This is a genomic window from Microbulbifer sp. CNSA002 (assembly GCF_047324085.1).
In the GTDB taxonomy this organism is placed as follows: domain Bacteria; phylum Pseudomonadota; class Gammaproteobacteria; order Pseudomonadales; family Cellvibrionaceae; genus Microbulbifer.
The window spans coordinates 4538966-4553283 of the sequence record NZ_CP172449.1; the positions used below are offsets into that span (position 1 = coordinate 4538966).

General features: G+C 40.7%; 11 protein-coding genes. 7 read left to right on the top strand and 4 right to left on the bottom strand.

Translation table 11 applies throughout. From position 1 onward, the window contains the following. Positions 1–168: 168 nt before the first annotated feature. Positions 169–852, bottom strand: coding sequence for a response regulator transcription factor (locus ACG1BZ_RS20115; protein ID WP_413663370.1), 684 nt, complete (start codon positions 850–852; stop codon positions 169–171). Positions 853–1328: 476 nt separating this feature from the next. Between ACG1BZ_RS20115 and ACG1BZ_RS20120 the strand changes: the two genes are divergently transcribed. The 6 genes from ACG1BZ_RS20120 (at position 1329) to ACG1BZ_RS20145 (ending at position 10140) form a co-directional block, all read left to right on the top strand. Further along, complete coding sequence (locus tag ACG1BZ_RS20120) at positions 1329–2711, top strand: MATE family efflux transporter (RefSeq protein WP_413663371.1); 1383 nt, start codon at positions 1329–1331, stop codon at positions 2709–2711. Between the two features lie 125 nt (positions 2712–2836). Continuing rightward, positions 2837–4678, top strand: coding sequence for an IucA/IucC family protein (locus ACG1BZ_RS20125; RefSeq protein ID WP_413663372.1), 1842 nt, complete (start codon positions 2837–2839; stop codon positions 4676–4678). Continuing rightward, the gene (locus tag ACG1BZ_RS20130) at positions 4665–6584 is read left to right on the top strand and encodes an IucA/IucC family protein (protein ID WP_413663373.1); all 1920 of its coding nucleotides are present in this window, start codon (positions 4665–4667) and stop codon (positions 6582–6584) included. Before ACG1BZ_RS20125 ends, ACG1BZ_RS20130 begins: the two co-directional genes overlap by 14 nt. Continuing rightward, on the top strand, positions 6568–7875 hold the full coding sequence (locus ACG1BZ_RS20135) for an AMP-binding protein (RefSeq protein ID WP_413663374.1): 1308 nt from the start codon (positions 6568–6570) through the stop codon (positions 7873–7875). The genes ACG1BZ_RS20130 and ACG1BZ_RS20135 overlap by 17 nt, the downstream gene beginning before the upstream one ends. Before the next feature lie 43 nt (positions 7876–7918). Then, a complete protein-coding gene (locus ACG1BZ_RS20140) occupies positions 7919–9295 on the top strand; it encodes a DUF6005 family protein (protein ID WP_413663375.1) in 1377 nt (458 codons plus the stop codon). After that, the gene (locus ACG1BZ_RS20145) at positions 9292–10140 is read left to right on the top strand and encodes a sugar phosphate isomerase/epimerase family protein (protein ID WP_413663376.1); all 849 of its coding nucleotides are present in this window, start codon (positions 9292–9294) and stop codon (positions 10138–10140) included. Before ACG1BZ_RS20140 ends, ACG1BZ_RS20145 begins: the two co-directional genes overlap by 4 nt. A gap of 53 nt (positions 10141–10193) precedes the next feature. Here ACG1BZ_RS20145 and ACG1BZ_RS20150 read toward each other — a convergent pair whose 3' ends face one another. Together ACG1BZ_RS20150 and ACG1BZ_RS20155 are read right to left on the bottom strand one after the other, a co-directional pair. Next, positions 10194–11081 (bottom strand): carbon-nitrogen hydrolase, encoded by an 888-nt coding sequence (locus tag ACG1BZ_RS20150; protein WP_413663377.1) that lies wholly within the window; start codon positions 11079–11081, stop codon positions 10194–10196. A gap of 58 nt (positions 11082–11139) precedes the next feature. Next, entirely contained in the window at positions 11140–12174 is a 1035-nt protein-coding gene (locus tag ACG1BZ_RS20155) for an agmatine deiminase family protein (protein WP_413663378.1), read from the bottom strand. A gap of 475 nt (positions 12175–12649) precedes the next feature. On the opposite strand from ACG1BZ_RS20155, the gene ACG1BZ_RS20160 reads away from it, so the two are divergent. Beyond that, entirely contained in the window at positions 12650–12967 is a 318-nt protein-coding gene (locus ACG1BZ_RS20160; protein WP_108734565.1) for a DMT family transporter, read from the top strand. A gap of 39 nt (positions 12968–13006) precedes the next feature. On the opposite strand, the gene rsgA is transcribed toward ACG1BZ_RS20160, so the two are convergent. Further along, positions 13007–14125, bottom strand: a complete 1119-nt coding sequence (rsgA, locus tag ACG1BZ_RS20165; protein WP_413663379.1) for a ribosome small subunit-dependent GTPase A — start codon at positions 14123–14125, stop codon at positions 13007–13009. Positions 14126–14318 lie beyond the last annotated feature (193 nt).

Genomic DNA, 14318 nt, shown 5'->3' on the forward strand with positions numbered 1-14318 from the left:
TAATAAAAACCGTCAATAATTAAAACATTTTGAACTCAAAGACAGCTTTAAGCTTGCTAATGTTAAACAAGCCTGATTAGAATTTTAGAAAGGAGAAAATACTTGAATAATGCCTAAACCGATACTTAGTACACCTAAATTTACCGTTTAACTTAAGCTAGTCTTTTATTATGAAAATCTATACCCTTTGCCATGAATCGTAGCAAAGCGGTCAGCCGATATACCAACTTCAATAAACTTTTTCCTGATACGACTAAGATGCATCTCAAGGCTTCGATCATAACGGGAAAATTGCCTGTTGAGTACCGCACGATATAAAAATTGCTTACTAACTACCTTGAATCGGTTCTCAGCGAGTATCCAAAGTAGTCGAAACTGAATAGGTGTAAACGCTAAATTATCTCCCCTATAAAAAACCTGCTGCTTTGATTTTAATAACCTTAAATGATCGATATCAATCTCACCCTCAATGTTACTTTCCCCCTTGTGAGTTCTACGCAGTATTGCGTTTACACGCAGCACTACCTCGGTGGAATCAATCGGCTTGGATATAAAATCATCAGCCCCCTGCCGAAAGCTCTCTATCCTTTTTGCCGTTGTATTAATTGAAGAGAGAACAATTACAGGCGTTTGCCCCCAGCTACGTATAGCCTGTAAAGGTGATAAATCATCATTGGTGGGCAAAAACGCATTAACTAAAATAAGATCAAAATAGTCTGCGGGCATTACCATCAACCCTTCACTAACATCTTGACATTGAGTGACATTAAATCCTTGTTTTTGCAAAGTGCCGCTCAATTGTCTGCTTATTTTAGTATCACTTTCCAATATTAAAATATGCGCAGTTGCCACAACAGCCTCTTATCCACAACCAAATTAAAACTTGAATTTTTTGAATCCAAAATTATTCATAGCGCAAAAATACTCTCGCCCACCGACGACCTTAATATGGGGGAACCCGACTGGAACCTACACATAGCTCTTACTTTTGACGTCTGACAGTAATTTTAATAGTACATTTTCTAAACTATTTTCAATGGATACACATATGACTTACCAGGACATTTAGCACTGCAAAACATCAATACTGCTGCGCACTTCCTGTACAACCATTGCCCGGGACACGCCACTAACATGCTTAGTGCCCAACACAATATTGCATTGGCTATAACACAAATCTGTTCACATTTAGAACATCAAAACTTCACGATGCAGCTTTATGTATCAACCTAAATTCACCGATATTAATGATAATCACTATCATTTGCAACAAGTGGAATATATAATACTGCCTCAGAACCTATTTTCTCATGATTTGAGACACTTTAATGTCAGCCCAAAATCCAGCGCTTTCCGGTCGTATCGTCAAGACTTTTTTTTACTATGTACTACCTTCAATAGTCGGCTTAGTTGCAATAACAAGCGCCAACCTGATTGATGGCTTTTTTGTCGGCAACACCATAGGTACAGACGCTCTCGCTGCAATCACTCTAATGATCCCGTACTTCACCTTGTTGATAGCTATTGCCATCATGCTGGCAATAGGCGGGGCTGTGAGCGTAGGTAAAGCCATAGGTGAGAAAGATCCGAAAACAGCAAACGCCATCTTCAGCCAATCCCTTATTGCTGCTGTGGTTATTAACACTCTGTTAGCGCTGGGCAGCTTAGCCTTCAACGATTTACTTTTTGAAATACTCAATATTTCAGCCCAGGTTGCTGTATTAGCAAGGGAATATTTCGACGTCATTCGCTGGGTGTTCATTTTACAGTTAACCACAATGGTGCTGTATTATTTTGTACGTGCTGATGGCCATCCGATATTAGCCACATGTGCATTAGTAATCGGCGCTGTTCTCAATATTATTCTCGATGCCTGGTTTATCGTGTACTTGGAATTCGGATTAGCTGGGGCTGCTTATGCAACTGCAATAGCACAAGTTATACAATTTTTAGTATTGAGCCGTTATTTTTTTAGCAAGAAAAGAACACTTAAGTTCGAATTACAACAAAGAAACTGGAAACTACTTCTTAACTCAGCTTATAACGGTATATCAGAGTTTATAAACGAGATATCTGTTGGTATTATTTTTTTCATTCTAAATACTTTAATGATAATGCGGCTAGGCGTAGATGGTGTAGCGGCATTTACTCTGGTCAATTACTTCATTTTCTTAAGTGTCATGCTTAGTTATGGTTTAGCTGATGCACTTCATATCGTTGTCAGTCAAAATTTTGGCGCTCGGCACTTAACTAGAGTGAAATCTTTTTTGTCAATTGCAATATTAAGTACCATCTGCCTGGGTATCATAATCGTTGCGCTGCTCGTTTTTTGGCCAGAAACTGTTCTGAGTTGGTTTACCAATGAACAAGATCAGGAAATATCCCGAGTCAGCATGCAATTGCTGCCATTGTTGCTTCCACTATTTTTAATTAATGGGACTAACATCGTCTTAACCTGTTACTTAACAGCAATACACAAACCAAAACCTTCAGCTTTAATTGCTATTAACCGCAGCTTATTATTCCCCGCCGTATTTTTGATTGCCTTTTATTATATGTTGCCCAGCTGGCACTTATTACCAGCAGCAATAAGTGATTTATCATTTATTGTTGCACTGCCATTAGCAGAATGGTGCACTTTTTTGTTGGCCGCCTATTTTTGCTACCAATACAGGCCTACGAAGCTGAAAGTAAATCAAACTTCAGTCTAAGTAACGCCAAGTGAGATACAGCTCTAAAACAATAGTAACAATTGTAAACTTACTTGCTGGTGAGAATGTGTATCATTATCATCTGGGTAAGTTCTTTTACTTAGTATCTCCAGGAGAATATCGTCATGCCATTCACCGCAAAAGAGCTGGCGGAAAAGGCTTCTTTTCAAGCATTTGCTAATGCATATATAAGAGAAGTTGACCCCGGTGTTTGGCATACAAGCTCTGATTGGCAATTACAAACTGGTGTGGCCCTTGAAGAAGAAAATGGTTATGCACTAGAACTTTATTTGAACGGAACTGGAGTTACACTTGCTTTAGAGGCTTCTTATCGTTCAATTGTCGGCCGACATGTATTTACTAAAAGCTATCGCAAATTAGCAAATCAATGGAATTGGCAACCCATAGATTTTACTTCTGCGATTATGATGTTAATAGATAACATTTATGCAAAAGATAATAACCAAAACAATAAGCCAAATACTCCAGCCAACAAAATAGAACTATTAAATCGCACTTTAGAAAGTCTTCAAATCATGCAGGATTATCTTACTAAGCGACTAGATGATCCTACACTTAATAGCTCCGATTATATTTGTTCTGAACAGTCTCTGTTATTTGGACATTGGCTTCATCCAACACCCAAGTCACGCCAAGGCATTCACTCTTGGCAACATGAAAAGTATACGCCGGAATTGAAATCTAAATTTCAATTACACTTTTTTGCCGTGTCAAAAGATCTTCTGGAGCAAGATTCTTTACTCGACGAGAGCGTTGAGGAAATTATCAATAATATATTAGGGGCCGATATTGATATTGATATCGATAAACAACTAATACCTGTACATCCCCTACAAGCACAGTGGCTGTTACACCAGGACTATGTTCAGCATTTACAACGTGACGGATTAATTGTCGACTTAGGTCTTATGGGTAAGATGTTTACGCCCACTTCTTCTGTCCGCACTTTGTACTGCAGTGAGCTGAATTATATGATTAAGCTCTCGATCCCTGTAAAAATAACTAATTCGCTAAGAAAAAATATGGCTCACGAATTAGATCCGGGATTAAATGTTGGAAAGTTGTTCTCATTAAGCAACTTCAAGCAAAAATTTCCACAGTTTGTTTTAATTGAAGATCCTGCCTTTATTACTGTTAAATTACCTAATATGCAGGAAACAGGCTTTGAAACTATTATACGGCAAAATCCATTCAGTAAAGATACAAACAGTCTAGAACTACCCACAGTTTCAATCGCTGCATTGGTACAAGACCCTATCTTATCTGGAACTCAGTCTAAATTAGCGCAGCAAGTTTTAAGCTTGGCTTCCAAGCAGGGCATTAGCGTAGAGGAAGCAGCGTTAAAATGGTTTAATTGTTATTGGCAATGTGCAATTGAACCAACAATTAGACTTTACGATAGTCAGGGTATTGGTTTAGAAGCTCATCAACAAAATTCTCTATTAACTATTTATGATGACTGTCCAATTAGATACTACTACCGAGACAATCAAGGTTTCTACTTGTCAGAAAAAATGCAGGATAAGTTGCTCGAAGCTGTACCTGAGTTGAGGAATAATCCTGACTTATTTTATCCTGACAATATGATTGCAGACCGGTTTGGATACTATCTTTTTGTCAATCAGTTATTCTCAATTATTGGCCGTATGGGACAAGATGACCTTATTGATGAGAATAAACTATTACAATTAAGTTACAGCAAGCTTAATTTTCTAAATTCTAGAGTACTGACAAGCGTCGGCAAAAACTTTACAGATAGATTATTTAATAATTCTAGCATTCCCTGCAAGGGAAACCTTCTAACTCGCGTTGAAGATGTTGATGAGCTGGAAGCGGAAAAAGAATTAGCTGTTTACACTAATATACGAAATCCTTTCTTCGACCTGCATCAAGAAAGCTTGACTACCCATAAGCAAGTTAACGAGGTGACTCTTGCTCACAGTTAACCCACAGCAGCATTTATCTCAACAAGACTTAGAAATCTCTCCTTATAAAAATTCTGACAGCCACTTAGCTGAAGAAAAAAGAGTGATTCGCCAGCTCTTGGAAGCATTGTTGTTCGAGCATCTTTGTGATTACTCTTATCACGATGGTTTTTTCTATTTTACATTAGGAAGATCTTTTTATCGTGCTTCAGGAAGAATTTCTGGTTTTAGTCGAATTAGAATCAATGCAGAAGAAATGTTTTTTTCTCAAAGAGATGAAAAGCATGTAGATACAAAACTTCAGGCACAATGGATAAAAAATATATCTCAAAGCATTGATTGGCAACCAATAACACTAAATGCCCTTGTTGAGGACTTGCCTACTTCAGTAGTAGTAAAGAAAAAGCTGGCAATTGAGCTCGAACAAACTGTTAAACTTTGCCAGTGGAACAATAAGCATTTAAACCGCCATATAAGCCGTCGTGAATTAACATATACCCAGTTAGAGTCTGCAATTGATGAAGGGCACCCTTATCATCCATGCTTCAAGGCACGAACTGGGTTTAGTGAGCTTGATCATAAACTTTATGGTCCAGAGTTTGGCAATAATTTTCAACTACATTGGTTGGCGATTAGACGATGCTATTTGAAGCGTCGATTTAACTCTGTAACTGAAAAAATATTTTGGGAAACTGAGCTTGGTGAACAATGTTACCAGCAGTTAAATACACAAATTAAAAATCTAACTTCCGATAGTACTGCATTTTCATTGATGCCCATCCATCCATGGCAGTGGAAGTTTTTAAAAGATAAACTTGAGCCCGCTATTGCTGATGGACAAGTATTTTACCTTGGAGAGGCTGGCGATCAATATCAAGCCAGCATTTCTATTCGTACATTATTAAATATTAGCCATCCTGAAAAAGCTAATATAAAACTACCTCTGAATATAATTAATACTTCTTCACTACGCACTATAGAAAGTCACACCATTTGTACTGCACCTGCTATATCAAACTGGTTAATACAAATTCTGGAGTCGGATAACTACCTGAAGCAAAATATGATTTTGCTGGCGGAGTACGCCGGAATAAGGCCTACAAATGATGGCACTGAACATCAGGAATGGATTGAGAATCTCGATGGTCAATTGGGTGTAATTTTTCGACAGAGCCTGCACTCATACTGTGATGAGAAAACTGTAATACCTTTTGTAGCCCTAAGTATAATAGAACAAGATGGCAGCCCTTTTATCGAGCCCTGGATTGCCGAATATGGTTGTCATAGTTGGCTGGAGATCCTGCTCGAAAAGGTGATTATTCCCATATGGCACTTACTAGTTCATCACGGTATTGCAATTGAGGCGCACGGGCAAAATATCTTATTGCAACATAAAGATGGTTGGCCTGAAAAAGTTATAGTGCGCGATTTTCATGAAAGCATGGAGTACGTTCACAATTACTTAGCACAACCGGAATTAGCGCCTACTTTTACTGACTTCGAGGAAGAATATAGTTTTGGCGGGCCAAACCAATATTATTGGATGGAAAGTGTCGAAGCTTTGCGCGAACTTTTAGTAGATACCTTATTGGTTTTTAATTTATCTGACTTGGCCGTATTACTTGAAGATTACTACCAATTTCCAGAAAGTGAATTCTGGAAATCAGTTTATCACAGCTTTAGAAAATATCAGCAATCAAACTTAACTGATCAAAAGCGCATAGCCCAAATCGATTTATTCCAACCGGAAATTAAAACCGAATCACTATTGGATAAGAAATTTCGCGGGAATCGTGAAACAGAATTTCATCATCACATAAGAAATCCGTTAGCAGACGCTGCTTTACATGATACCCAAAAGGAAACCTCCAAGACATCAATATCAGTGCCAGCAGTACCAGGAAAATCCTATGCTTACAATAAATGATAAGTTTTATAGTAAAGAAGACTTTAACGAGCAACAGCAGTCCTATGTCTCAATAAATACTATTAATGAGAGTAACGCTGTTGCGGTATGTGTTGAAGATAATTTTATTTGGTTGACTCTATGTTATTACTTAAAGTCAAAGAAAATATCTGCCATGCCTATCCACCCCAGTGTTCCAAAGGATACTGCAAAGCGTATGGCAGAAAAAGCTGGCTGCGAATTGCTGATTTATGGTGACTTAGCAGGATTAATTGAGCTACCGGCAACTAATTTGAATAAATCTGAAGCAGGTATTATTCAAATGAGCTCCGGCACCACAGGTGAACCAAAATGCATATTGCGAAGCTGGGCGGATATTGATATTGAGGTAAAGAGTTATTGCCAGGCTTTCAGCGACCCGGACAGCATGACTCCAGTTGTCGCTTGTCCCGTTACCCATTCATATGGATTAATTTGTGGCGTAATGGTTGCTCTGAATCGGGGTCAGTCACCACTGATAATTAGCAATATCAATCCTAAATACCTTATCAAGAAGCTGCAGAGTTGTCAGCGTCCGCTTTTGTATTCTTCTCCGGTAATGTTGCAGGGATTATTACGTTTATGGCCGGCCAATAGCAAACTATTTGCTGCTATGACTTCAGGTTCCACTATGCCACAACAGGTATTTGAGCAGATTCAGGCACGTGTAGAAAACTTATATCAACAGTATGGATGCTCTGAAGCGGGCTGTATTAGTATAGGACAGGATTTATCTGCTGCTAACGATCAAGGAAAGCCATTACCTCATGTCGAAATTACCTGTGGTAATCTCGACAATAAACAGCAAGAGATAGTTGCTTATGTAAAAACTGCATCAGGAATTAAAACTGTTAAAACACAGGATATCGGCTATTTGAGTGAAAATGGTCGACTGCATTTTCTTGCACGAATGGATGACACAATCATCGTATCAGGGCTAAATGTATATCCTGCAGAAGTAGAAGATATCATACTTGAACACCCGCAAGTTAATGATGTAGTGGTATTTAAGATAGATGATCAATTTGCGGGCCAACGAGTTTGCCTACAGTATGTCGCTTCCCCAGCAATAGACCCCTCCGAACTACGCCAATGGTGCAGTCAACACTTAGCACTATTTCAAGTACCGCAAATATTACAGCCGGTCGATGAGATAATGCGAATGGCTAACAGTAAAGTGAACCGTAAGCAGATTGCGCTGAACTATCAACAGAACATACTAACCAAAACAAATAAAAGTAGTGAAGGAAAACAAGCTGAAAGAGCCAACTAGTAAGTAGGGGCTATCTATTGAGCAAACAAACAATATATTAATTATGCAAAAGACTGAAATAGTAGATTCGATTCAGAGCATACTTACTAATGAGTTGAATCTAACACATATAGAAGATGTTCAGCTTCACTCCAAGCTAAATGAAGATTTATACCTTGATTCCGTACTGATCCTGCAAGTACTTATTAGCTTGGAATTAAAGCTGGGAATTGATATACCCGATGAAGCCTTGAACTTGAAGGATTTTGATACAGTCGATAGCTTTAGTGAGTTTATATTAGGCCGGGTTAACTATAAGAGCGAGAATGGCGCTTCTCCCAAACATACCGATCCTCAAGAGAAATCAGGAGTCGAAATAGCTCCAGCAGAACAAGCTGAAGAGCAGACAGAAGAGTTTGAGGATATTAAAGTACATTGTTTTGTGAGTTGTCTATGCGAGTGTATCAAAGCAAATGATCATGTTGACCATAGACCATTTTATTTTGGTGTATGGGACGCCGATGTTGTAGTTGATAATGATTATTGTATCAACTATCACGCTGAGAATTTGAACCATGACTTCTTTCGAAACTGGTTCGAGAAAATTTATGGTGTCGAGGTAAAGTCCTGGTACAACCAAGGCTTATCCAAAAGCGACAATATTAACACCTTACTAACATTACTAGACAATAAATCTGCCAGTCAGAACATAATGGTAATGCTAGATATGTATAGGTTGCCAGAACGCGAAAATAAGTTTAACCAGAATCCATTCCCTCACTACGTAATGCTGGAAAATAGCCAAAATCCAGAAATGTTATTTATGTGGGATCCTGATTTTCGCTGGGAAGGAGAGCAAAATAAAAAACAAGTATTACACGCAATTGAGTCGGATGCTGTTGCTGGCGGTTATATCTTTGATAGCAGCCAAATTAAACCAAGCTCCAATCAGGCAATCCATGACTATTTTACTACCTGTTTGAACTTAAACAATAATCCGATGACGGATGCTGTGCGAAAAATTGTCAAGGCACATTTGGCTCCTGAAAGTCAGCTAAGCCCCTCTAATTTGAGCCGTGCTCTCACTCAGCTTCCCGTATTGGCTATTCGAAAGTATGCCTACGAACATGGCTTAGCATATTTTATGTTGCAGCTAAATTTGGATTTTGATGAATTTGAAACATGGTGCGACATTATTGAAGAGTTAGTTTCCACTTATAAGCAGATTCAATTTCGTTCTATGAAAATCGCGAATTACGCTACTGAAGGAAACTATCCATCCGAATCATCGACAGATATTAAAACAGAAATCATGCAGCTACTGGATCAACAAGATCAGCGAGAATTTAAAATCAAAGGTCAGCTACATACATTATTTCAACAATGGCAAAACCATGTAGCTATTACTAACAAAGAACGTTCCAATGAGGTGTGCATATGATTTTATCTATCTGTACAATCTCTTTTCGCCATCAACTGGTTTCAATTGATCATTTGGCAAGGTGGGCGAAGCATAATCATTTTCAGGGTATTGAATTGTGGGGAACTCACGCAAAAAACCTCGCCTCTCAACCAGAATATAATAAAGATTGGTTGGCGGACTACGGCCTAAAAATCACGATGTTAAGTGATTATTTAGCACTATATGCCACTGAAGCTGAGTTACATAAACAAGTAGAACATTTATGTTACTTAGCAAAACATTGGGGTGCTAAGAAAATTAGGACTTTTGCCGGCTCCGAGGCAAGCGCAAACACATCTGAGCATGGCTTTGCACGATTAACAAAGACGTTGCGCAAGGTCTGTCAATGGATGTCCCGACATGATCTCAACTTGATTATTGAAACACATCCCAATACATATGCGGATTCCGTCCCAGCAACAAAGCATTTATTACAGAGCGTTGCTTGTGACAACCTTCAAATCAATTTTGACGTACTCCATGTCTGGGAATCAAAAACTGAAGTGATCCCAGCTTTTGAGGCTTTAAAAGATAATATTAATCATATCCACTTAAAAAATGTAAGTTCTGCAGAATTCCTGAATGTGTTCTCGCCTGCTAATGTATATTCTGCTTCTGGCTCGCGGGAAGGTATTGTCCCGCTGTTTGATGGCGCTGTTAACTATCAGGAATTCGTAAGTCATATTAGTCAACATCCAGACAAGAGAGTCCGCAACATTGAAGCTTCACTGGAATGGTTTGGTGATGACTGTAAAGAAACACTAGCTAGAGATAGATACCTAATTCAACAACTTCAGCAGTGTCGCGAACCACTAGCCATTTAGTAAATTGGGTCTGCTAATTTCTAGGAAATCTGGCAGACCCAAACTATCAACTCTTAATCACGGTAAATTTTCGTTAAGTCTTGGTAATGATCGACACGTCTATCTCGCAAGTATGGCCAAATACGACGTACTTGTTCACTTTTCTCCATATCTATATTCGCAATTAGTATCTCACCATCACTTTCACTTGCACAGGCAAGTAGCTCGCCCTGTGGACCACAGATAAAGCTATTACCCCAGAAATCAATGCCGGCAGAACTTCCACTGGAATCACTTTCATGGCCCACACGATTACAACTAATAACTGGTACGCCATTCGCTACCGCGTGGGACCTTTGTACAATTTTCCAGGCTTCAAGTTGCCGTTGCTGCTCAGCCGCATCATCGCGCGGGTCCCACCCAATTGCGGTTGGGTAAATCAGTAATTCTGCTCCAGCCATTGCCATCAGTCGGGCAGCTTCAGGAAACCATTGATCCCAACAAACCAATATGCCCAACTTGCCAATGCTCGTATCTATAACTTCAAAGCCCAAATCACCAGGCGTGAAATAAAATTTTTCGTAAAATCCCGGATCGTCCGGAATATGCATTTTTCGATACTTTCCGGCAATAGAGCCATTTTTATCCAATACCACTGCAGTATTGTGATAAATACCTGCAGCACGCTTTTCAAATAAAGAGGTCACTATGACCACGCCGAGTTCTTTTGCAAGCCTTCCAAAATAATCCGTACTGGGTCCAGGGATCGTCTCAGCTAAATCGAATAAACTCACATCTTCTGACTGACAAAAATACAGACTACGATGCAACTCCTGCAGCACTACCAAATCAGCACCTTCACTCGCTGCGGCACGTATTCCCTGAGTTGACCTATCAATATTTTGTTGGCAATCAACAGTGTTATCTTGCTGAACAAGTGCCACTTTAACTATGTTACTCATTAATAAATTCGCTAGATTGTTTAATTTTAGATTAGATGCAAAAAATTTTTTTTAACGCCTAATTAGCCAAGAGGTTTTTCGGCAGCTGCATAGTTAAACAATGCAAACTACCGAACTGTTCGATAATGGGCCGGCAATTAACCGCAACTATCTGATGCTCCGGAAATGCCATCTGGAGAGTTTGTAACGCCTCAGTATCTTCTTCAACATCATATACAGGAGCTAGTACCGCATCATTGATAATTAGAAAGTTGGCATAAGTGGCAGGTAAACGCTCGCCACTTGCATTTGCTTGTCCGCTAGGCCATGGTAATTCCAGCAAATTAAATGGTTTCCCATCAAGCGAGCGCATTTGTACTAAACTCTGCTTCATTTTCTCAAGTTCATCAAAAAAACGATAACCACTTTCATTACAGCCCTGATAGACAATAGTTTGGCCAGGTGCGAACCGTGCAAGAGTGTCGATATGACTATCTGTATCATCGCCCTCTAATGCGCCATGATCCAGCCATAGAATATTCTTTGCACCTAACTCAGTTTTTAGCAGTCCCTCGATATCCGCTCTTGTCATGCGGTGGTTACGATTTTTATTTAGCAGACAGCGCTCAGTCGTTAAAAGGTTGCCCTTTTCATCAATATCTATTGCTCCACCTTCAAGAACGACGTCAATTTTCCGCCAATTACAGATACCCAATTGCTTAAACATTTCCTGGTTAATCTGATTGTCTAAATCAGCCGGGTATTTGCTTCCCCATCCATTAAACGTAAAATCGAGAGCAACAACTTCTCCTTGGCTGTTCACTACTGAAATTGGGCCATGATCTCTCGCCCAACTATCATTTGTGGCAACAATAACAAACTGAATATTCTGAATTATTACATTAGCCCCATGTAATAACTGGCTAATATGTATTTTTAAAACCTCATCATGACAAACGACTACCAGTTTTTGCCGAGCAGTTATAGCTTCGCAAATAGAAACATAAACCGCTTCTACTTCGCTTAGTATCGGTTTCCAATCAGTATCCGCATGGGGCCAAGTGAGCATTATTGCATCTTGCTTGGCCCATTCAGGTGGCAATCTATTTGACATAAGTTTTAATTACTTTATCTGATAGTTATTTTAAATTTACAGGGGTATTGAACCAGCACCAAATGATAATAATTATCATTACAATGATATAGAAAAATTCATTTCGCGCAAGTTTGGGCTCTGATTTAAATAGACTTTCGCACAGTTTTATCGTTTTCCAGATTTCATCTGGAAAACAATGCAAAGCCCTCTCAGTAAAGATTTTATTTATTTAGCATGCTCTAACTTCCTCCGAAACAATGCACTTGGCAATGTAACTAATAGATAGCGTTTTAAGAGCTGAAACAGGTCCGGCTGCACTTTGAGATTAATTACTGGATGGGAGCGAGGCACAGCTCTCCACCTGACTTTCAATAAAGCCATCTCAGCTATTCTCAACTATATCTGTTCTAATACGGGAAAGACTTGTTTACTGACATGTCAACATTGATTTCTCCGCTAGAAGCAAATCGCCGAGTCTCTTTAAAGGAATATCATGGCCTGGTTCTACTTAATACTCGCCGGACTATGCGAAATTGGTTGGGTGCTGGGACTGAAAATTTCACAGGGCAGTAACACCCGCCTTCTGGGTGTGGTTATGGCTGTGGTATTTATTGGGGTCAGTGGATTTCTTTTGTGGCTGGCGCAGCGGGAGATACCTATTGGTACTTCCTATGCGGTCTGGACAGGAATTGGTGCCGCCGGAGCCTTTGCGGTAGGGGTGCTGTTCTTTGGAGACTCCACCAGCCTTGGACGCTACCTGGGGGTTTTGCTCATTATCTTAGGCGTTGTCACGTTAAAACTTTCTCATTAATTGAGAAGCACCCGGGAAAATTCCCGGGCGCCAGTTCTATTAATCCTCTGAATATTTGTGTTTACGCGCCTGGTTTTGTACAGATCGATACATCTGGGATAGCGCTCTCTCCCCTGCCCGTTTCTGCGCGAGAGTTTGACCGTTACGGCTTAGTTCCTGTTGCAGTTTTTGCCAATTGCGCAAGCGCCGATCATCCAGCGAATCGCCCGTTATTGCCTCTTGTACCGCACAGCCTGGCTCTGACTGGTGCTGGCAGTCAGAAAAGCGACACTCTCTGGACAAGGCCTCGATATCAGAAAAAGTCTCCGCCACGCCATCTTCAACATGCACCAATCCTAGCTCCCGCATTCCAGGGCTATCGAGTAACAGCGCTCCCCAACTCAGGGAGTGAAGAGAGCGTTTCCGTGTAGTGTGACGTCCTTTACTATCGGCTTCGCGAATGGTCCCAGTCTCAGCCAGGGGTTCGCCATACAGCGCATTTAGCAAAGTGGATTTACCCACTCCAGAAGAACCTAACAGCGCGATAGTTTCCCCAGGTAAGCACCACTGGCGCAGCTGTGCCACGCTTTCTCGATCCAGGCTATTTACCATTGCAGCGGGTAATTCGCCGAATGGACGCAATGCCTGAAGAAAAGGGGCTGTATCTTCACACAGATCGGTCTTAGTCAGTATCAGGTGTGGGCTGCAACCAGACTCCCGAGCCAGAGCCAAATAGCGCTCGATACGTGAGAGGTTAAAGTCATCATTCAGAGACGAAACAATAAAAACACTATCGACATTGGCGGCGATCATCTGCACCTGATGCCCCCCAGGTGCCATGCGCTCAAACTGGCTGCTGCGGCTCAACAAACGCACGAAATATCCACTGCTCTTCTCTAACAACAGCCAATCCCCCACCGCGGGCAAATTAGCCACAAGACTCCCGGTTAGCGGAAGGGACACAGCCCCCTGCTCGCCGGCCAATTCCAGGCGACTGCGGTGTACAGCCATAATCCGCAGCGGCAAACACTGCTCGAGTTCTTCGAGCGTCAGCTGCTGTTGGAAAAAAGACTTCCAACCGAGTTTTTGTAGCGGAGAAGCTTCCCGCTCAATTTTGATAGATAGGGAATTAGTGCCGAATCTATTAACAGACCGGCGGGTAAAGTGAGATTTACTCAAGATTGAAACCCTCTGGGCGCAACAAAGCACCAAGCGACCGCAGATACGCGGCCAACAGAGCTTTCTCAGGGAAAGCCCGACGTCTAGGAATCTATCGCCGGGCGTGGGCAGCTGGAGGCTGCTACTGGACCCGACGGAGGGTTGTAACAATCATCAATCATCCTCCGCAGTCATTGAGTTCTGGATTCCGCCA

Excerpts from the sequence above, each read along its gene's own strand:
- ACG1BZ_RS20120 (WP_413663371.1), top strand. The coding sequence starts at position 1,329 with ATGTCAGCCCAAAATCCAGCGCTTTCCGGTCGTATCGTCAAGACTTTT.
- ACG1BZ_RS20125 (WP_413663372.1), top strand. The coding sequence starts at position 2,837 with ATGCCATTCACCGCAAAAGAGCTGGCGGAAAAGGCTTCTTTTCAAGCA.
- ACG1BZ_RS20135 (WP_413663374.1), top strand. The coding sequence starts at position 6,568 with ATGCTTACAATAAATGATAAGTTTTATAGTAAAGAAGACTTTAACGAG.
- ACG1BZ_RS20140 (WP_413663375.1), top strand. The coding sequence starts at position 7,919 with ATGCAAAAGACTGAAATAGTAGATTCGATTCAGAGCATACTTACTAAT.
- ACG1BZ_RS20145 (WP_413663376.1), top strand. The coding sequence starts at position 9,292 with ATGATTTTATCTATCTGTACAATCTCTTTTCGCCATCAACTGGTTTCA.
- ACG1BZ_RS20150 (WP_413663377.1), bottom strand. The coding sequence starts at position 11,081 with ATGAGTAACATAGTTAAAGTGGCACTTGTTCAGCAAGATAACACTGTT.
- ACG1BZ_RS20155 (WP_413663378.1), bottom strand. The coding sequence starts at position 12,174 with ATGTCAAATAGATTGCCACCTGAATGGGCCAAGCAAGATGCAATAATG.
- ACG1BZ_RS20160 (WP_108734565.1), top strand. The coding sequence starts at position 12,650 with ATGGCCTGGTTCTACTTAATACTCGCCGGACTATGCGAAATTGGTTGG.